Source organism: Vibrio sp. 05-20-BW147 (assembly GCF_013369385.1).
Lineage (GTDB): Bacteria > Pseudomonadota > Gammaproteobacteria > Enterobacterales > Vibrionaceae > Vibrio > Vibrio floridensis.
The window spans coordinates 1-20016 of sequence record NZ_SZTO01000002.1 but is presented as its reverse complement, the minus strand read 5'-3'; the positions used below and the strand labels follow the sequence as shown (position 1 = coordinate 20016).

Below are 20016 nucleotides of genomic sequence, written 5' to 3'. Positions count from 1 at the left end.
AAATAGCAAACTCACAACGCTGCTAATAAAAACGAATATGGAGATAACACCGTGAGCATAAAACACTGGATGGCTTCCTCAGTCTCAGTGACTGCCCTTGTGATGACAGCATTGCTGAATATCACTGCAGTCTCTGCAGAAGAAAAAGGACTGGTTGATCCGCGTAACGACGCGTTTGAACAAAATCACCCAGACCAATATCAATCTTGGAAAAAAACCTCTGAAAGCGTCGAAATTGAAGATGCCTTAGCAGAAGACCCGAATATGGTGATTCTTTGGGCAGGCTATGGCTTTGCCAAAGATTACAATAAGGCCCGTGGTCACTATTACGCGCTCGATGATGTAAGACAAACGTTGCGTACTGGCGCACCACAAGATGCAAACTCAGGCCCAATGCCGATGGCTTGCTGGAGCTGTAAGAGCCCAGATGTTGCCCGCGTCATTGATGAGCGTGGCGAAGATGGTTACTTTGAAGGTAAGTGGGCACGTTTAGGGGCGGAAATTGCTAATCCTATTGGCTGTGCCGACTGTCACGATACCCGTAGCGAGAAGTTCAAAAATGGCGAGCCTGAGCTAGCGCTGACACGCCCTTATGTTGAACGCGCTTTCCAAGCGATCAACAAACCGTTTGAGCAACAATCTCGCTTAGATAAACAAGCATCAGTTTGTGCTCAGTGCCACGTTGAATACTACTTCACTGGCCCAACCAAAGCGGTCAAATTCCCTTGGGACATGGGTACTGGCGTACAACAAATGGAAGAGTATTATGACGCTCTAGGCTTTGCTGACTGGACGCATGCGGTTTCTAAAGCACCCATGTTAAAAGCGCAGCACCCCGGTTTTGAAACCTGGCGGGACGGTATTCATGGCAAAAATAAAGTGGTTTGTGTTGATTGCCATATGCCAAAAGTGAAGAAAGAAGATGGCACCGTCTACACTGATCACAAAGTCGGTAATCCTTTCGACCGTTTCGAAGATACTTGTGCGCAGTGCCATACCCAGAGCAAAGATCAGCTGCGTGAGATTGTCTCTACCCGCAAAGCACAAGTACTAAACATGAAGTTGACTGCTGAAAAACAAATCGTTGCGGCTCACTTTGAAGCGGGAGCAGCGTGGAAAGCTGGCGCTACTGAAGAAGAAATGAAGCCGATTTTGCAAGATATTCGTCATGCTCAATGGCGTTGGGACTATGCAATCGCATCACACGGCGTCCATATGCACGCACCTGAAGTGGCACTTGAAGTGTTAGGTACTGCGGTCGATCGTGCAGCAGATGCCAGAACCAAGCTTGTTCGTCTCCTTGCTACAAAAGGCATCACCGAGCCAGTTCAAATTCCAGACATTTCCAGCAAAGCCGCAGCACAAAAAGCACTCGGTATGGATATGGAGAAAATGAACGCCGAGAAACAACACTTCTTAAAAACCGTTGTGCCTGACTGGGATAAAGCCGCAGCAGAACGTGAGTCTAAATACTAACAAAGTACAATTAACCAAAAACGTCAGCCTTCAGGCTGACGTTTTTATTGAGCGATTGTTGCTTATTCTGGTTTGAACATTTCAAACAAACCTGCGGCGTAAAAAGTTTCTGTCTGGATATGCGCAATCATGAAAATCAAAAGAATCAACGAAAATCCATAGTTAAAACGATTGGTTACTTTGACTTTCGTAACCTCACATCCGTTACTGGCTGTTTTTAATCCAACTAAAGCAAACGGATAAGCAATGAGCATTGCCATAATGATCGTAATATAGGTTGAGAGTAATTCCATCCTGGTCACCTCCCTATAAGAATACTTCCATATATACCTAAAACAATACCCTAGCAGCTTAGCGTTACAGTTCACGTTCAGGCCATCTGTTTAAACACAGCAAACTCTTTGCTTGGAGTGAGTAAGCCAAACAACAACGTTTCTGACGCTTGTGCCAAGGAGTTACCTGAGGAGGATAGCAGAGTTGGTTAGGAAAATGGTCATATGGCAGCACTCAGTTTCAAAAATACCGAAACGCATCCCATGTTTGGCAACATTTACTTGAACAACGCTAATTAATGTATTGCTTAGCCACAATACGCTTAACGAGTTGAAGTTTGCATCAATGCCTTGGCTTGATGAATGGAGCGGATAACAGCTTCTCTGTCCAATTTAGGATCATTAGAATCCAGCAAATAGGTCCATGTATCAATCGCTTGCTGAAAACGAAAAGAGATAAAATGATCATTCGCGAGCAGCGACAAGGCGGCTTCATTGTAAGGTTCAAGTTGTAAGGCTTGCTCAAGCAAAAGGCTTACCTCACCACTCATTTGCTGAGACCCAAGGTAGTACAATGCGGTTGCTTTTGCCGCAAGTTGAGTAGAGGAAGGGTGCTCGGTCAGCTGTATTGCATAGTCGAAACAGATCAAAGCAGCATCCAACTCTTTATTGAGCAAATACCCTTGCCCAAGTTGAAACCACAACCCCGCATCATTCGGATTCTCTTTTAATTGAACTTGCAATTGCGCCATCAAATCCTCTGCCGTCATGCTCCTGAACATCGCATTTTCTGGCTTTGTTTCGGGGCGGGGGCTCTGCAGTACACCATAGGTAATTACAGCGCCGATCATCGTTAATAAGCTAAGTAAATACCATTGTTTCGCTGCCCATTTCGCGGCCGCCATCCAGATACTGATCAGAAAAAACAGCATCATAATTGTCGCGATAATTAACCAGCTATCCATATGATTATCCTTTAGAAAATGAGCGGCTAGCTTAGCAAACTTTTTAAGCAACTGCTTTGACCCATTGCCAACTTCCTATCGACAAAAATAAAAAAAAGCCAGATAGTTTGCACTATCTGGCTTTGTTATGTCGTTGCTAAGCAAGATTACTCTTGGTCGGCTGCGTCATCGTTGTCTGCTTGAGGATCTTGTGCCTGAGGTGCTTGCTCAGTCGCTTCCGTTGCGTCCGCTTCTTCGCCTTCTGGCAACTCAGTTTCTTCAACTTCATCAATGCGCTGTAAGCCCACGACCGATTCGTCTTCTGCAGTACGGATCAGGGTGACACCTTGAGTGTTACGACCCACTTGGCTCACTTCCGCCACACGAGTACGTACTAGTGTACCAGCGTCCGTGATCATCATGAATTCGTCACCGTCTTCAACTTGAACCGCACCAACAACACTACCGTTACGCTCAGAAACCTTAATAGACACAACACCCTGAGTGCCGCGGCCTTTGGTTGGGTACTCTGAAAGCACAGTACGTTTACCGTAACCGTTTTCAGTCACAGTAAGGACATCGCCGTCATTCTTCGGTACGATCAGTGATACAACTTGATCGCCATCAGCGAGTTTCATACCACGAACACCTGCCGCGGTACGGCCCATAGGACGCACGCCTTTGAACTTGATCTCTGGCTGACCGTTCTCATCAAGAACTGGGTTACCATTTTCATCCAATACTGGGCTCTCTTCTGCTTCTTTGAAGCGCACCACTTTACCAAATTTAGAGAACAGCATGATTTCGCTTTCACCGTCAGTGATATCAACACCAATCAGCGAATCTTCATCACGCAGGTTCACAGCAATAAGACCATTTGCACGAACGTTGGAGAATTGGTCTAGTGAGGTCTTCTTCACCGTACCATCGCCAGTTGCCATGAAGATGTACTTATCAGCACTGAACTCTGTTACCGGTAGAATTGCGGTAATACGTTCGTTTTCTTCCAGCGGTAGTAGGTTCACAATTGGCTTACCACGAGCCGTGCGGCTTGCGAGAGGCAATTGGTACACTTTCATGCGGTAAGTCTTACCACGCGTTGAGAACAACAAAATGTTGTCGTGCGTGTTCGCGACCAATAGACGTTCGATGTAATCTTCATCTTTCATCTTGGTTGCGCTCTTACCCTTACCACCACGACGCTGTGCTTCGTAGTCGCTTAGAATTTGATACTTAACATAACCTTCGTGAGACAGTGTAACAACGACGTCTTCACGAGCGATCAACTCTTCCAAATCGATATCGTGAGTCGCAGCGGTGATCTCTGTACGACGTACATCGCCAAAGGTATCACGAACTGATTGAAGCTCTTCACGAATCACTTCCATCAAACGTTCAGTGCTTGCAAGGATATGCATCAACTCTTTGATTTCGTCTAATAGCGCTTTGTACTCGTCTAGGATCTTCTCGTGCTCTAGGCCTGTCAGTTTATGTAGGCGTAGATCAAGGATCGCTTGCGCTTGGGTTTCCGTTAGGAAGTACTGACCATCACGGATGCCATATTGAGGTTCAAGCCAATCTGGACGAGCAGCATCTGTACCCGCACTTTCAAGCATGGCAGCCACGTTGCCAAGATCCCAACCACGAGCCACTAAGCCCGCTTTCGCTTCTGCCGGGGTCGCTGCGTTGCGGATCAATTCGATGATTTCATCGATGTTCGCAAGAGCCAGCGCCAACGCTTCAAGGATATGGGCACGATCGCGAGCTTTCTTCAGTTCGAAGATAGTACGACGAGTGACCACTTCACGACGGTGATCAACGAAGCACTTCAACATCTCTTTCAAGTTGAATAGCTTTGGCTGACCATTATCAAGCGCAACCATGTTGATGCCGAAAGTCGTTTGCAGCTGAGTTTGGGCGTAAAGGTTGTTTAGAACCACCTCACCCACTGCGTCGCGCTTACATTCAATAACAATGCGCATACCGTCTTTGTCCGACTCGTCGCGCAGTGCACTGATGCCTTCAACTTTCTTATCTTTCACTAGCTCAGCGATCTTTTCGATCAAACGAGCTTTGTTCACTTGATATGGGATCTCAGTAACGATGATGGTTTCTTTGCCATTCTTCTCGACTTCGATTTCCGCTTTTGAACGCATGTAGATTTTGCCGCGACCAGTTTTGTACGCGTCAATAATGCCTTTACGTCCGCTAATCAAAGCAGCCGTAGGGAAATCTGGACCAGGAATGTAATCCATCAGCTCATCAATCGTGATGGCTTCGTTATTGATGTATGCAAGGCAGCCATCAATCACTTCCGTCAAGTTGTGCGGAGGGATGTTGGTCGCCATACCTACTGCGATACCGGAAGAACCGTTGACCAGCAGGTTTGGAATTTTCGTAGGAAGAACCGCAGGGATCTGTTCTGTACCGTCATAGTTTGGTACATAATCCACGGTTTCTTTATCTAGGTCAGCCAAAAGCTCGTGGGCGATTTTCGCCATGCGAACTTCGGTATAACGCATTGCTGCCGCGGAGTCACCATCGATCGAACCAAAGTTACCTTGGCCATCGACCAGCATGTAACGTAGCGAAAACGGTTGTGCCATACGTACGATGGTGTCGTATACCGCACTATCACCATGAGGGTGATATTTACCGATTACGTCGCCGACGACACGGGCAGATTTTTTATATGGTTTATTCCAGTCGTTGCCTAGTACATTCATCGCGTAAAGCACGCGGCGGTGTACTGGTTTTAGGCCATCACGCACATCCGGAAGAGCACGACCCACGATTACGGACATCGCGTAGTCAAGGTAAGAACCTCTTAGCTCATCTTCAATGTTTACGGGCGTGATCTCTTTAGCTAGATCGCTCATAGAGCCATTATCCCTCTATTTTCTGATCGTATGTACAATACGTGTAAGGTGCAAAAATATAACACACAATTCCCTAGTTCGGCATCACTTTCCCCGCCCTTTTATCAGGTTGTGACCTCGGTTGAGAATCAATCGCAGAGAAATTGCACATTTTTTGTCTATGCTGCTGATAAAGGGTGTAATTTTGACCAGTTCAGCACAAAAAGTCGTTTCTCTATGGAGGAAAAAAGTGAAGGCGTTATAATGCCGTCCTATTTTCAAGGAAGCAGTATCATCCAGAGCAGCGCTTATGACTAAAACACAAAACGTTGACCCAAACGAAATCAAAAAATTCGAAGACATGGCCTCTCGCTGGTGGGACTTAGAAGGTGAATTTAAACCGCTTCACCAAATCAACCCGTTGCGTTTGGATTACGTACTGTCAAAAGCAGATGGTTTATTTGGCAAGAAAGTGCTCGATGTCGGCTGCGGCGGTGGTATTTTAGCCGAAAGCATGGCAAAAGAAGGCGCTGTTGTGACGGGATTGGACATGGGCAAAGAACCCCTTGAGGTTGCTCGTCTGCATGCGCTTGAAACGGGTACCAAACTCACGTATATCCAAAGCACCATTGAAGATCACGCTGCTGAAAATGGGCAAATGTATGATGTTGTGACATGCATGGAAATGCTAGAGCACGTTCCCGACCCACTGTCTGTGATTCGTTCTTGTGCCGCACTGGTTAAGCCTGGTGGTCACGTGTTCTTTTCTACCTTAAATCGCAATATCAAATCGTATCTGTTTGCGATTGTTGGCGCCGAGAAACTCCTGAAAATCGTTCCAGAAGGGACACACGACCATAACAAGTTTATCCGTCCTTCTGAACTGATTAAGATGATCGACCAAACCGATTTGTGTGAACAAGGCATCACTGGGTTGCACTACAACCCTCTGAGCGACACCTACAAATTAGGGCACAATGTTGATGTCAATTACATCGTTCACACTCAGAAGTTTTAAAGTAAAGTGAATGTTATTTTTAAAGGCAGTAGCACAAAACTACTGCCTTTTTTAGCTAAAGCATGCACGTTTTTTGTGCTGGCGATTCCATTTTAATCACGCCGTTTTTCGCATACAAAAGCGCATAAAGATCAAGAAAAATATTTTCGTTTGCGGTTAAGAATAAACCAATCCAAAAAACACACTTTTCTTCATCCAAGTGTGCTCTTTTCTCATCGGTAAGTGTCTACTTACAGTTTTTTGTAATTTTGCAAGTTATCCACAAGTCATCCAGAGACTGTGCCTTGAAAACCGATGCCAATAGCACTATCTTGTAACCCGAAAACAATAGTACCCCTATATGTTGTGTTTGAACTACAATATGTAGATAGACTTTGATCACAAAGCCACGAAGAAATTTACAGTCGTTTCAATAGAAACACTCAAAAATAAGGCTTTTATCAGTTTTGTTAGGGAAAGAAAGCAGAATGAACCAACAACTTACCGTCACTAAGCGTGATGGCCGTAAAGAAAACATCGACCTAGAGAAGCTCCATCGAGTAATTACTTGGGCTGCCGAAGGCCTAAATAACGTCTCCGTTTCACAAGTAGAACTGCGCGCTCACATTCAGTTTTATGACGGCATCACGACAAGCGATATCCACGAGACTATCATCAAATCTGCTGCTGACTTGATTTCTGAAGAGACGCCAGATTACCAATATTTGGCGGCTCGTCTTGCGGTCTTCCACTTGCGTAAAAAAGCATATGGTCAATATGAGCCACCAACGCTGTACGATCACGTTGCGCGCCTCGTTGATATGGGCAAATACGACAAGCATATCCTTGAAGATTACACCAAAGCAGAGCTCGATGAACTGGATGCGTACCTTGATCACAAACGTGATCTCGATTTCTCTTATGCGGCAGTAAAGCAGCTGGAAGGTAAGTATTTCGTACAAAACCGCGTAAGTGGCCAAATCTACGAAAGTGCACAGTTCCTGTACATTTTGGTAGCTGCTTGCCTATTTGCAAAATACTCAAAAGAGACGCGTCTAGATTACGTTAAGCGCTTCTATGATGCGACATCGACCTTTAAGATTTCGCTACCAACGCCAATCATGTCTGGTGTGCGTACACCGACTCGTCAGTTCAGCTCATGCGTTCTGATTGAATGTGGTGACAGCTTGGATTCGATTAATGCGACAGCAAGCTCTATCGTACGTTACGTTTCTCAACGTGCGGGTATCGGTATCAACGCTGGTCGTATTCGTGCTTTGGGGTCTGAAATTCGCGGTGGTGAAGCGTTCCACACGGGTTGTATTCCGTTCTACAAGTACTTCCAAACTGCCGTAAAATGCTGTTCTCAAGGTGGCGTCCGTGGCGGTGCAGCAACGGTGTTCTACCCAATGTGGCACGGCGAAGCTCGCTCACTCATGGTACTGAAAAACAACCGTGGCGTTGAAGAAAACCGTGTCCGCCACATGGATTACGGTGTTCAGTTGAACAAACTGATGTACCAACGTCTGGTTGAAGGCGGTAACATCACGCTGTTCTCTCCGTCAGATGTACCTGGGCTTTACGATGCGTTCTTCGAGAACCAAGCGGAATTTGAACGTCTGTATGTGAAATACGAAAACGATCCGTCAATTAAGAAAGAGACGGTTAAAGCCCTTGAGATGTTTACTTTGCTCATGCAAGAGCGTGCATCGACTGGCCGTATTTACATTCAGAACGTGGACCACTGTAATACACACAGCCCGTTTGATGCGGAAGTGGCACCAGTTCGCCAATCAAACTTGTGTCTGGAAATTGCGCTGCCAACCAAACCGCTTGCGAACGTTGAAGATGATTCAGGCGAAATCGCGCTCTGTACCTTGTCTGCTTTCAACCTTGGTGCAATCAACACACTTGACGATCTAAAAGAGTTGTCGGAATTGGTGGTGCGTGCTCTGGATGCACTGCTTGATTATCAAGATTACCCACTACCAGCGGCGTACAAATCAACGATGAACCGTCGTACTTTGGGTGTGGGTGTGATCAACTACGCTTACTACCTTGCCAAACACGGTGTGAAATACTCAGATGGCAGTGCCAATGGTTTGACTCACCGTACGTTTGAAGCGATTCAGTACTACCTATTGAAAGCGTCGGTTGAATTGGCGAAAGAACAAGGTAAGTGCCCACTGTTCCACGAAACCAACTATGCAAAAGGCTTAATGCCGATCGACACGTACAAGAAAGACATCGATTTGATCTGTGATGAACCCCTTCATTACGACTGGGATGCACTGCGTGCTGAGATCATGGAACATGGTCTACGTAACTCGACACTCACCGCGCTAATGCCTTCTGAGACCTCTTCTCAGATTTCTAACGCGACGAACGGTATCGAGCCACCACGTGGTTATGTGTCGGTCAAAGCATCGAAAGACGGTATTTTGAAGCAGGTTGTGCCTGACTTCATCGAGTTGAAGAACAACTATGAGCTGTTGTGGAACATCGGCTCAAACGATGGCTACCTACATCTTGTTGGTATTATGCAGAAGTTCGTTGACCAAGCCATTTCGGCAAACACGAACTATGATCCTGCTCGTTATGAGAGCGGCAAAGTACCAATGAAGAAGCTGCTTCAAGATTTGCTCACCGCGTACAAGTTTGGCGTAAAAACGCTTTACTACCATAACACCCGTGATGGCGCGAAAGATGAGCAAAAAGACGCAGTTCAACCACAAGATGACGATTGTGCAGGCGGCGGTTGTAAGATTTAATCTTCCCCACTCATAATCGAAACCAATACAGACTATCGAATGCCTCCCCTGTAGGGGAGGTTAAAAGGAATTGAGGCATCATGGCTTACAGTACTTTTAACCAAACTAAAAATGACCAGCTCAAAGAACCGATGTTCTTGGGCCAATCGGTTAACGTTGCACGTTACGACCAGCAAAAGTTCGAGATCTTTGAAAAGCTGATCGAGAAACAATTGTCTTTCTTCTGGCGCCCAGAAGAAGTCGACGTGTCAAGCGATCGCATTGACTACAACAAACTGCCTGATCATGAGAAGCACATCTTCATCTCAAACTTGAAGTACCAAACGCTGCTTGATTCGATCCAAGGCCGTAGCCCGAACGTGGCACTGCTTCCGTTAGTTTCTCTTCCTGAGCTAGAGACATGGATTGAAACTTGGTCTTTCTCTGAAACGATTCACTCTCGTTCTTACACGCACATCATTCGTAATATCGTCAATGATCCAAGTGTCGTGTTTGATGACATCGTCGAAAACGAACACATTCTTAAGCGTGCGAAAGACATCGCGCACTACTACGATGATTTGATTCAATTGACCAACGACTACCACCGCTTTGGCGAAGGTGAGCACGTGGTGAATGGCGAAACCATTAAAGTTAGCCTGTATGAACTGAAGAAAAAACTCTACTTGTGTCTGATGTCCGTTAACGCGCTCGAAGCCATTCGCTTCTACGTGAGCTTTGCATGTTCATTTGCTTTCGCAGAGCGTGAGCTTATGGAAGGCAACGCAAAAATCATCAAGCTGATCGCTCGTGATGAGGCCCTGCACCTTAACGGCACTCAGCACATGATCAACCTACTGCGTAATGGTCAAGATGACTTCTCCTTCATGCAAATTGCAGAAGAAGCGAAGCAACAGTGTTTTGATCTGTTCAAAGAAGCGGCTGAGCAAGAGAAAGAATGGGCAGAATACCTGTTCAAAGATGGTTCGATGATTGGCCTGAATAAAGACATTCTTTGTCAGTACGTTGAATACATTACCAACATTCGTATGCAAGCCGTTGGTCTTCCAGTGGCGTACCCGAATGCAACCTCGAATCCAATTCCTTGGATCAATGCCTGGTTGTCTTCTGACAACGTGCAAGTGGCACCACAAGAAGCGGAAATTTCCTCTTACTTGGTAGGCCAAATTGACAACGAAGTTCACTCTGACGATTTTGAGGGCTTTGAACTCTAATGCCAAAAATCCGCATCAACAAACTACGCAGCATTGAATCCAATCGATCCAACACCATTTTGGAAACGATGGAACAAGCAGGGTTGCAACCAGAATATAACTGTCGTGACGGGCACTGTGGTGCATGTCGTTGCAAGCTTGAGTCTGGCGAAGTAGAGTATGTGGGTTTTGCCATGGCCTATACGCAAGGCAATGAGATTTTGCCATGTATCTGCCGCGCGAAAACAGATGTGGTATTGAGTGACGTCAATTATGTCCTAAAAGAAAAACGCGCTTAGTCTTTTTTGACCAAGAAACAAAGAGCCAGCAAAAATATGCTGGCTCTTTTTCTTTCTGTGTAAGCGTGTGAACAAAAACAAATCGCGCTTAACTCAACATATTTATTTCACTAGACTGCTCGGTACAAACATTTCTTTGACTTTCGTGACGGAGAAATAGTCCCCAAACATGGGTTTCTTTTCTAAGTAACGACGCAATACATCCGCCGCGACCGTGCTGATCAGCTTATTCGCTTCGTTTCGCGCATACTCACGGTTTAACTCCAGCACCATCCCCCACTCACCACCATGCGATGATAAAGCCACAGAGAATTGTTTTCCGTTGAGTTTACCGGTCACCAAAGCAAGATCTGTCGCGCATTTTTCACGCGTCGCACCCGCTAAAGCAAAAGCTGCAGCAAGCGGATTACTGTGATCGATGGTCTCACTCCCTTTGGCCGAAAGCACCCAGCCATGACCACTCTGCTCCGCAATATTCTGCTCAGATTGCAGCCAACTGGTTAAGTAACCATAGCTGCTCTGCTCTGCCGTCGCTAAAGTTAAGTCTTTCTCTTTCAACATATGGCCAATGTGTTCTAGCATCGGCTCGTCCACGCTCACTACGTTACTTTCCAGTAATTTGTAGATCAATTGCATCACTTTGACGCGCTCATCAAGGGCATCTTTTGGTCCAAACAATTTCACTTCAATAAATGGCAAACTTGAGCGGTAACCTAACTCGTAGCCTTGTGGCAATTTCAGTGCGTCTAACTTGTCAGAAATTCCCGACTCAGACAGCCCAAACGTATACAACCGGCTACATTGATACGCTTCATTGTTTGGCCACTGGACTTTGAGATCCGGCAAAATCTGCGTTTCCACCATGACTTTAAATTCACGTGGAACACCCGGCGTGAAATAGAACAGGGCATCATTGATATGCATCTTGAAGCCGCAAGCCGTACCGATCGGGTTGTCTACAATTTCGGCTGTTTCAGGCAACATGGCTTGCTTGAGGTTGCTGTCTGGCATAGGGCGATTGCGCTCACGGTACATCTCTTCCATGCGAGTTAACCACGCTTTAAACAGCACAATTTTGCATTCGGCGGCTTTGGCTGCCGCTGCCGCACTCATATCATCCGTGGTTGGCCCTAAGCCACCATTAACGATGACCACATCATTGTTAAAGCTCAGCATAAGTAGCTCTTCGACCAAGGCATTCATTTGATCCCCGACCGTCGAACGCTTAGTCAGGGCAAAACCTTGCTCATACATCACGCTTGAAAGCCAAGCAGCATTGGTATCGACAATGTCACCGTGAAGGACTTCTTCACCCGTACTCAACATAGCAATTTTCACGAATCAAGTTCCTTAAAATATGTAGCCTTACTCTCTCTTGGAGCAGTTCAGCTTGAGTTAGACCGAACTTATATGCCAATTGTTTCGGCTAAATGACGGATTACTGTTCCCATATCCCCGACTTTAAGGGATAATTGTGAACTTGATCATCTAACCACAATGTGGAGACCCTTTGTGTCAAAGCAAATCTTAAAAACTACAGTTTTAAGCGGACTCATCCTGAGCGCTTCTGCATCTGCTTCCGAACAATATGACTTCAGTAAGCACATAGATTTTTCTTACACCACAAACTGTCTTCAAGAGTACTGCGCTAACGACAACCTGTATAGTTACAAGTCTACTCCGATGCTATCTTTAGATGAATCGAACAACGAGTTGAATCTAGACGCAGGTAAGCAACCTAAGCACTACATTGTCCCGCAAGATAAAGACTGGGACTATTTGATGGGCCAAACTTACACAATCCTTGGTCTGAGTGTCGCGACAGTTGGTCTGATGACCTTACTGCCTGAGAGTATCACCAAGTGGGATGACGAAGCGCGCAACCTTAGCAATTTAGGTTCAAAATGGAAAGACAATGTATCAGATGGCCCTATTTGGGACAGAGACGAGCATTTCTTAAACTATGTCATGCACCCATATTTTGGTGGTGTCTACTACACTGCTGCACGCCACGCCGGATACAATGAGTTCGAATCGTTTCTCTACTCTTCTGTTATGTCTGCCTTTTTTTGGGAATATGGCGTCGAAGCGTTTGCCGAAATTCCATCTTGGCAGGACCTTTTCATCACACCATTCTTCGGTGCGGTAGTCGGTGAAATCATGCTCGAAACTGAGCAGAACATTATCGCCAATGGTGGTGAAGTGCTCGGCTCAGCGACCATGGGTGATGTTTCCTTGTTTTTCCTCAACCCTGTAGGCCATATTCATTATTGGGTCACTGATGCGTGGGGAGGAAGTGCCGAAGTGAATTTCGTCTCTAACCCTTGGTTTGGCAATCAAGATGCCGCAAAGTTTGCTTTAGACTCAGGCTACGCATACGACAATCAGTTCTACGGATTTGATTTCAAAGTCACATTTTAAGCCACTTCTTACATAGAGCGACCATCCGGTCGCTTTTTTGTGTCCGAGGATTGAATTTGTCACTCCACTTTAAGGATTAATTAAAAAACTTGACCTTAGTCAAACCTAGCCAGCATCGATAGCTTCTACACTGAACACAGAAAGATTATTTCTTTGAATCAACAAGTTGCTTGATGTGCTAGGGGGAAGTTATGAACAGTCTATTCATCGTTAATTTCGTTGGCAGAGCCTCGCCAACAACAATCAAACAGTTAGCGGCGATCACTCATGAAAATGGGGGAAAATGGCTCATCAGTAAGGTTAACTTCATTGAAGACCAAGTGGCCGCAGTGATTAAAATTGACATGCCATCACAGCACGTTCAAACCGTTAAAGATGCCTTCAGCTCTCACCCAGATTTGATTGTTCAGTTTGTTGATTCAGATTCAACTGCTCACGACAAAGAAACCATCTTCCAACTTCGTCTCGACTCGAATGATCGTGCCGGTATTGTCAATGAGATTACTCACGTGCTTGACAATCAAGGCATCAGCATTCTTGATATGGACTGCCAACGCGTATTCATTGCTGGCGGTGGTGGTGTAAGCTCGAGTTTATTTACCGCTAATATGGCGATTAAATTACCTGTCGAGCTTGACATAGAAGACGTCGCCAACGAGCTAGAATCCTTGAGTGAAGACACTCGCGTGATTATCGAGTCTTAACAAACAAAAAGAGCAGCCAACTGGCTGCTCTCCTCTATTATCTTATCTATATAACCGGACTTACTGTACCGACCATAGAGATAATGTACGCTTGAAGTCTTCGTAACCAAACTCGTTGAGTTTCTGAATCTCACCATTGGTGCGTTCACAGTATACGGAAGGCATCTTCAGGCCATTGAACCAGTTCAGTTTCACCATAGTGTAACCTGCACTATCAAGAATGTGCAGACGCTGGCCAACTTGCAGAGGCTGGTCAAACTTAGCCACACAGAATTGGTCACCAGCCAAACATGAACAAGAACCAATCACGTACTCATGTTCACCATTTTCTGATGCTTCAAGCACTGATGCTGGTTCTTTGTAGATCAGCGTATCAAGGCGGTGTGCTTCTGTTGCTGAATCCACAATCGCCGTTTTCATGCCGTTTTCAACCAAATCCACCACCGTCACAACCAAATCGGTTGTTTTAGTGATGATTGCTTCACCTGGCTCTAAATACATCTGTACGCCGTGCTTCTCAGAGAACGCTTTCAGCGCTAGACCCAGCTTTTCTACATCGTAACCTGGCCACGTGAAGAACACGCCTCCACCCATGCTGACCCAATCAAGTTTGTTGAGATAAGCACCGAAACGCTCAGAGATGGAATCCAGTAGCGCGATGAAGGCGTCCACATCTTTGTTCTCACAGTTCATGTGGAACATCACGCCATTAATGCTATCAAATACCGCCGGATCAATATGATCAGCCTGTACACCTAAGCGTGAGAATTGGCGAGCAGGGTTTGCCAAATCTTGGCTTGCGTAACTCACACCCGGGTTCAAACGCAGACCGATAGACGCTTTGCCTTCAACGATATGACGGTGCGCAGCTAACTGAGACTGTGAGTTGAAAATGATTTTATCGCACAGATCCGCGACTTCACGAACATCATCTTCGCTATAACCCACACTGTAAGCGTGCGTTTCGCCACCAAACTTTTCATAACCTAGCTTCACTTCGAACGGCCCTGAGCTCGTCGTACCGTCTAGGTAAGGTTTGATGATGTCGAATACACCCCAAGTAGAAAAGCACTTCAGTGCCAATACCAACTTAACCCCAGAAATTTCTTTTAACTGCTTAGCAATCTCTAGGTTTTGGATCAACTTTGCTTCGTCAATCATGAAAAATGGTGTTTTCAATTGCTCTTTGTTCATATTTATCATCACTTTAACTGAACAAAGCCGGTGCAACGCACCGGCTTGAAGATAGGACTGAATAATACAGCGAAAGGCTTACTTCAGTGTATGAATCGTTGGTTGACCAGGAGCTAGCTCTAGCACATCCCAATCCAAGCCGATAGCTGGCATGGTTTCTAGGAACGGATCTGGATCCAACTGTTCCATGTTGAATACGCCAGCCTCAGCCCAAGCACCGCGGAAATACTGCAGTGCAGCAGTAATCGCAGGAACACCTGTGGTGTAGGCAATTGCTTGGTGCTCGACGTCTTTGTAAGCGACTTCGTGGTCTGCGTTATTGTAGATAAACACGCTACGCTCTTTGCCGTCTTTCTTACCTTGAACCCAAGTACCAATACACGTTAAACCGGTGTAACCTGGAGCCAAAGACGTTGGATCTGGCAGCATCGCTTTCAATACTTGCAGAGGCTGAACCACCGTACCGTCATGGAGTGTTAGTGGCTCTGGACTCAACAAACCAATGTCACGCATGCAGTTGAAGTAGTTTAGGTAACGATCACCAAAGCCCATCCAGAATTCAATGCGCTTAGCAGGAATGAACTCTTTCAGCGAGCGAACTTCATCGTGCGCCATTGAGTACACTTTGAAGTTGCCACATTTCGGGAAATCAAACTCTAGCATACGAGTGTGGCAAGGAACGCGCTTCCACTCTTCATTTTCCCAGTAGAAAGAATCCCCTTGGATTTCCAATAGGTTCGTCTCTGGGTCAAAGTTGGTTGCAAATTTCTTACCGTGATCGCCTGCGTTGATGTCCATCACGTCAATGGTGTCGATCTCATCAAATAGGTGCTTCACTGCATACGCAGCGAAAACAGAAACAACACCAGGATCGAAACCTGCACCAAGGATACCCGTGATGCCCGCTTCTTCGAACTTAGCACGGTATTTCCATTGCTCGTCATAAGCTTCTGGTACTTGCTGACCTTCACTACATAGATCAACCGCTACCGATGTATCTAGGTAAGACACTTTCGCTTGGTAACACGCTTCCATAATGGTCAGGTTTACCCAAGGAGGACCTGCATTGATAACCAAATCAGGTTTTACTTCCTTAATTAGTGCAACCAGCGAGTCCACATCGTCAGCATTCACAGCACGAGCTTCAAGTTTCTTACTTGAATCTTTCAGGTTGTTACGACCATGAATCGACTCAATGATCTTTTCACACTTGTCTAAAGTGCGAGAAGCGATAGTAATGTCACCTAGAACATCGTTGTTTTGTGCTGCTTTGTGTGCAATTACCCAGCCTACGCCGCCTGCACCAATTTGTAAAATTGCCATAGTTTTCCGTTACCTTTATTGCGCTAGCTCAGCCGCTAGAGTGTTGATTTTAGATAGTAAAGATTCAAAATCTGACATCTTCAGACATGGGTTAAGAATCGTGAATTTCAGCGCTGTTTTGCCATCTACGATTGTTTCACCCAGGACTGCCACACCGCGAGTCAGTGCCTCCAGTCTCAGCGTTTTATTCAACTCATCCAGATCCGAACCTAGAGTGGAACGGAACAAGACAGTGGATAGTGAAGGTTCAGCCAATAGCTCGAAGCCTTCTGTATTACGCACTAAGTCCGCCACCTCAAGTGTTTGACCTAGAATGTGGTCGTACATCGCGCCTAGCGCTTTCGGACCTACGTTTTGCATCGTCATGAAAACTTTCAAAGCGTCAAAACGTTTAGTGGTTGCGATCGATTTGTCCACCAAGTTTGGCAGTTCGTCGTGTTCGCGGTTTAAGTAATCGGCATGGTGCAACAAGAACTTGAAGTTCTGCTTGTCGTTAACAAGCACAGCACCACAACTGATTGTTTGATAGAACAGTTTGTGGAAATCAACACTCACTGATTGCGCACGCTCCACGCCTTTCAAGCGCGCTTTCTGACTGCTCAGAATCAGAGCACCACCGTAAGCACCGTCAACGTGCATCCACAGATCGTGTTTTTCTGCCACGTCCGCGATGGTGTTCAAATCGTCAATCGCACCGTGGTCTGTCGTACCTGCTGTACCCACGACAGCAAATGGGATCAAACCTTCAGCTTTCGCCTGCTCTACCGCGGCTTCCAGCTTAGTCACATCCATTGTGCCATTTGAGTGTGCATCGATGGTCATAACGGCTTTTTCGCCCAAGCCCATCCAAGAAGCGGATTTTTGCACTGTGAAGTGCGACTTCTTAGAACAGATAATGCGCAGTTTGTCAGCGTAATCTGGAAGACCAAGCTTCTGGATTGAGTGACCACTCAACTTGTCTGCAATCCAATCACGAGCCAGCATTAGGCCCATTTGGTTGCTTTGAGTACCGCCACTGGTGAAGATACCGTCTGCTTTCGCACCCAACTCATACTTGTCGCACAGCCAGTTAATTACTTTCTGTTCAACGTAAGTAGCTGATGAAGATTGATCCCATGAATCCATTGATTGGTTCAGTGCCGCGATCATTGCTTCTGCAGCCACCGCTGGCATTAGTGGTGGCGTGTGCAAATGCGCGATACAGTCAGGGTGCTGAGTAAAGATAGAGTTCTTAACAACGAGCTCTGTTGTTTCGTCGATGATCTCTTTTAGAGGCGCGTTTTTGTTGTCTAGATCAACCGCGTAAATCGCAGATTCTAACGCTTTCGGATCCATACCTGAGTACGGTGCATCCACTTCTTCAAACGCGTCCTTTAGTGCCGCAGTAGTGTGGTTCATCACCGAGGCGAACTCTTTACTGCCGTTTACACCTGTGTGGATAAAGTGTTTTTTCCACTCGGCATTTTCTTCAACAGCTTTCAAATTGCCACCGGCAGCGAGAATCGCTTCTTCCAAAATGCGTAGGGCAAAATCAAGCTGCTCAAAAGAGATGATCAGAGGAGGAAGGAAACGGATAACCGAACCGTCACGACCGCCTTTCTCGACCATCAAACCGCGCTCTAGCGCAGCACGTTGAATGGCAAGAGTCAATTTTCCATCAGAAACAGGCTCACCAAATTTGTTCAGTTCTGTGCCTGGCTTACGGATCTCGACACCAAGCATCAAGCCTTTACCACGAACTTCCGCAATACAATCCACGCGTTGTTGAATTTTTTCTAAGCCGTGACGTAGGTACTGACCTGCCACATTTGCGTGTTCAACAAGGTTATCACGCGTGATAATTTCAAGCGCTTTTGCACCAGAAACCATCGCGAGCTGGTTACCACGGAAGGTACCTGTGTGTTCACCCGGACGCCATGTGTCATGCTTTTTGTTAATCACTAGTAGCGACATTGGTAGACCACCACCAATGGCTTTAGATAGACACAATACGTCAGGAACAATGCCCGCTTCTTCAAACGCGAAGTGATAACCTGATTTGCCGACGCCACACTGGATTTCGTCGAAAATCAATAGCATACCGTGTTCGTCACAGATACGACGAAGTTCACGTAACCAAAACGCTGGAGCAGGGATGACACCGCCTTCACCTTGAACAGGCTCAACAATGATTGCTGCAGGTTTCATGATACCCGCCTCATCATCGTTAAGAAGACGTTCGATGTAGCGGATACTCGCTTTTGCACCTTCGTCACCACCCAGCCCAAACGGACAGCGTAGGCTGTATGGGAAAGGCATAAAATGCACATCCGACATCAAACCAGTACGACGAGCCTTGGTGTTCAAGTTACCCATCATACCCATGGTACCGTTAGTCATACCATGGTATGCGCCGCGGAAAGCAAACATGGTGTTGCGACCTGTGGTTTGTTTCGCCAGCTTGATGGCCGCTTCAACAGCGTCCGCACCAGATGGGCCACAGAACTGGATCACACAGTTGTTGCCGAGCTCTTCAGGTAGGAAGGCTTTCACTGATTTGATGAAGTGGGTTTTTGCTGTCGTCGCAATATCCAGAGTTTGGTACGGGAGACCAGAATCTAATTGCTCTTTTAGCGCTTGATTGATTTCCGGGTGGTTGTAACCCAAAGCCAACGTACCCGCACCAGCAAGACAGTCCAAAAAGATTTGACCACGAGTATCTTCCACTAAACAGCCATAGGCTTGCTTAATAGCGATGGGCAGACGACGTGGGTAAGAACGTACTTCTGACTCGTGTTCAGCCTGATCAAGTAACACTTGATCTGGCGCTAAATCATAGATTCCCTCAACAACAGGAACTTGAGAAGAAAAAATTGTCGCGATAGTTTTCGTATCGACTTCAAAGGCGGTGCTCATACATTTTCCCTTGAAATAAAAAAAATGATTCTCGCCCCCTCGCGCACTCAGCAATTCTTAGTACGTGTTCGGGACATGACCAAGCCTTCCGATTAACGTCAAAACAACGGGTACGGAATAGCAACCATCTAAAAAAATGGTGATAGCGTCGGTCTTAAAATCAAGGCTCGGTAATGCTTCTGTTTTGCAAAACAGGGCATTTAGGAAGTATGAAGCTGATTAATGAGAGATTATTAAAAAAGTTCAACGTTGGGTTTCCCATTTACATGCCGCTGCTTAAGCAACATTAGTATCCCGTCTATCGACAAAAGGTTTTATCGATACCTACCCTACGCAGTGTCACAATCAGCTTGAATGGTCACTACGCGTGTCCCCCAGAACTACCGTCCGAGATTGCGCGCGAATTTAGCACAATAAGAAATCAACTGGCAACAAGTTTTACTAATAATTTTGCCGATTAGCTCGCACTATGAAACACAACAACAGAGCGGAACAAAAAGAAACGAGAGGAAACAATGCTACGCGGGCGACATCAGCCTCAAGAATTGGTGAAAACAAAAAAGCTCAGCATTGCTGCTGAGCTTTCATGTTTGGAGCGACACACGAGGTTCGAACTCGTGACCTCAACCTTGGCAAGGTTGCGCTCTACCAACTGAGCTAGTGTCGCAT

Annotated in this window: 14 protein-coding genes and 1 tRNA gene; 7 read left to right on the top strand and 8 right to left on the bottom strand. The window is 46.1% G+C overall.

What is annotated here, in order from left to right; all coding sequences use genetic code 11:
* The first annotated feature begins 51 nt into the window (after positions 1 to 51).
* Entirely contained in the window at positions 52 to 1476 is a 1425-nt protein-coding gene (gene nrfA, locus FC652_RS01445) for an ammonia-forming nitrite reductase cytochrome c552 subunit (RefSeq protein ID WP_176297211.1), read from the top strand.
* 62 nt (positions 1477 to 1538) lie between these two features.
* Here the strand turns inward: nrfA and FC652_RS01440 are convergent, their stop codons facing one another.
* The 3 genes from FC652_RS01440 to gyrA all read right to left on the bottom strand — a co-directional run bounded on the left by FC652_RS01440 (position 1539) and on the right by gyrA (position 5571).
* On the bottom strand, positions 1539 to 1769 hold the full coding sequence (locus FC652_RS01440) for an NrfF protein (RefSeq protein ID WP_176297210.1): 231 nt from the start codon (positions 1767 to 1769) through the stop codon (positions 1539 to 1541).
* 302 nt (positions 1770 to 2071) lie between these two features.
* A complete protein-coding gene (locus FC652_RS01435; protein WP_011080843.1) occupies positions 2072 to 2713 on the bottom strand; it encodes a cytochrome c in 642 nt (213 codons plus the stop codon).
* Between the two features lie 146 nt (positions 2714 to 2859).
* A complete protein-coding gene (gene gyrA, locus FC652_RS01430) occupies positions 2860 to 5571 on the bottom strand; it encodes a DNA topoisomerase (ATP-hydrolyzing) subunit A (RefSeq protein ID WP_176297209.1) in 2712 nt (903 codons plus the stop codon).
* 289 nt (positions 5572 to 5860) lie between these two features.
* Between gyrA and ubiG the strand changes: the two genes are divergently transcribed.
* From ubiG to yfaE, 4 genes are all read left to right on the top strand, one after another.
* On the top strand, positions 5861 to 6568 hold the full coding sequence (gene ubiG / locus FC652_RS01425; RefSeq protein WP_176297208.1) for a bifunctional 2-polyprenyl-6-hydroxyphenol methylase/3-demethylubiquinol 3-O-methyltransferase UbiG: 708 nt from the start codon (positions 5861 to 5863) through the stop codon (positions 6566 to 6568).
* A gap of 467 nt (positions 6569 to 7035) precedes the next feature.
* Complete coding sequence (gene nrdA, locus FC652_RS01420) at positions 7036 to 9318, top strand: class 1a ribonucleoside-diphosphate reductase subunit alpha (protein WP_176297207.1); 2283 nt, start codon at positions 7036 to 7038, stop codon at positions 9316 to 9318.
* 80 nt (positions 9319 to 9398) lie between these two features.
* Positions 9399 to 10532, top strand: a complete 1134-nt coding sequence (gene nrdB, locus FC652_RS01415; protein ID WP_011080847.1) for a class Ia ribonucleoside-diphosphate reductase subunit beta — start codon at positions 9399 to 9401, stop codon at positions 10530 to 10532.
* On the top strand, positions 10532 to 10810 hold the full coding sequence (gene yfaE, locus FC652_RS01410; RefSeq protein ID WP_176297206.1) for a class I ribonucleotide reductase maintenance protein YfaE: 279 nt from the start codon (positions 10532 to 10534) through the stop codon (positions 10808 to 10810). The genes nrdB and yfaE overlap by 1 nt, the downstream gene beginning before the upstream one ends.
* A 102-nt stretch (positions 10811 to 10912) precedes the next feature.
* Here the strand turns inward: yfaE and FC652_RS01405 are convergent, their stop codons facing one another.
* Entirely contained in the window at positions 10913 to 12148 is a 1236-nt protein-coding gene (locus FC652_RS01405; protein ID WP_176297205.1) for a CinA family nicotinamide mononucleotide deamidase-related protein, read from the bottom strand.
* Between the two features lie 159 nt (positions 12149 to 12307).
* Here FC652_RS01405 and FC652_RS01400 point away from each other — a divergent pair, with 159 nt between their 5' ends.
* Positions 12308 to 13231 (top strand): DUF3943 domain-containing protein, encoded by a 924-nt coding sequence (locus FC652_RS01400; protein WP_176297204.1) that lies wholly within the window; start codon positions 12308 to 12310, stop codon positions 13229 to 13231.
* 191 nt (positions 13232 to 13422) lie between these two features.
* On the top strand, positions 13423 to 13935 hold the full coding sequence (locus tag FC652_RS01395; protein WP_176297203.1) for a glycine cleavage system protein R: 513 nt from the start codon (positions 13423 to 13425) through the stop codon (positions 13933 to 13935).
* A gap of 60 nt (positions 13936 to 13995) precedes the next feature.
* Here the strand turns inward: FC652_RS01395 and nspC are convergent, their stop codons facing one another.
* The 4 genes from nspC to FC652_RS01375 form a co-directional block, all read right to left on the bottom strand.
* The gene (gene nspC / locus FC652_RS01390) at positions 13996 to 15129 is read right to left on the bottom strand and encodes a carboxynorspermidine decarboxylase (RefSeq protein ID WP_176297202.1); all 1134 of its coding nucleotides are present in this window, start codon (positions 15127 to 15129) and stop codon (positions 13996 to 13998) included.
* A gap of 78 nt (positions 15130 to 15207) precedes the next feature.
* Entirely contained in the window at positions 15208 to 16452 is a 1245-nt protein-coding gene (locus FC652_RS01385) for a carboxynorspermidine synthase (RefSeq protein ID WP_011080853.1), read from the bottom strand.
* Positions 16453 to 16467: 15 nt separating this feature from the next.
* The gene (locus tag FC652_RS01380) at positions 16468 to 19347 is read right to left on the bottom strand and encodes a pyridoxal phosphate-dependent class III aminotransferase (RefSeq protein ID WP_176297201.1); all 2880 of its coding nucleotides are present in this window, start codon (positions 19345 to 19347) and stop codon (positions 16468 to 16470) included.
* A gap of 591 nt (positions 19348 to 19938) precedes the next feature.
* Positions 19939 to 20014, bottom strand: a tRNA-Gly gene (locus tag FC652_RS01375).
* Positions 20015 to 20016 lie beyond the last annotated feature (2 nt).

Bases quoted from the DNA above. Each gene is read 5' to 3' on its own strand.
- FC652_RS01440 (WP_176297210.1), bottom strand. From the start codon at position 1,769: ATGGAATTACTCTCAACCTATATTACGATCATTATGGCAATGCTCATT.
- FC652_RS01435 (WP_011080843.1), bottom strand. From the start codon at position 2,713: ATGGATAGCTGGTTAATTATCGCGACAATTATGATGCTGTTTTTTCTG.
- gyrA (WP_176297209.1), bottom strand. From the start codon at position 5,571: ATGAGCGATCTAGCTAAAGAGATCACGCCCGTAAACATTGAAGATGAG.
- ubiG (WP_176297208.1), top strand. From the start codon at position 5,861: ATGACTAAAACACAAAACGTTGACCCAAACGAAATCAAAAAATTCGAA.
- nrdA (WP_176297207.1), top strand. From the start codon at position 7,036: ATGAACCAACAACTTACCGTCACTAAGCGTGATGGCCGTAAAGAAAAC.
- nrdB (WP_011080847.1), top strand. From the start codon at position 9,399: ATGGCTTACAGTACTTTTAACCAAACTAAAAATGACCAGCTCAAAGAA.
- yfaE (WP_176297206.1), top strand. From the start codon at position 10,532: ATGCCAAAAATCCGCATCAACAAACTACGCAGCATTGAATCCAATCGA.
- FC652_RS01400 (WP_176297204.1), top strand. From the start codon at position 12,308: ATGTGGAGACCCTTTGTGTCAAAGCAAATCTTAAAAACTACAGTTTTA.
- FC652_RS01395 (WP_176297203.1), top strand. From the start codon at position 13,423: ATGAACAGTCTATTCATCGTTAATTTCGTTGGCAGAGCCTCGCCAACA.
- nspC (WP_176297202.1), bottom strand. From the start codon at position 15,129: ATGAACAAAGAGCAATTGAAAACACCATTTTTCATGATTGACGAAGCA.
- FC652_RS01385 (WP_011080853.1), bottom strand. From the start codon at position 16,452: ATGGCAATTTTACAAATTGGTGCAGGCGGCGTAGGCTGGGTAATTGCA.
- FC652_RS01380 (WP_176297201.1), bottom strand. From the start codon at position 19,347: ATGAGCACCGCCTTTGAAGTCGATACGAAAACTATCGCGACAATTTTT.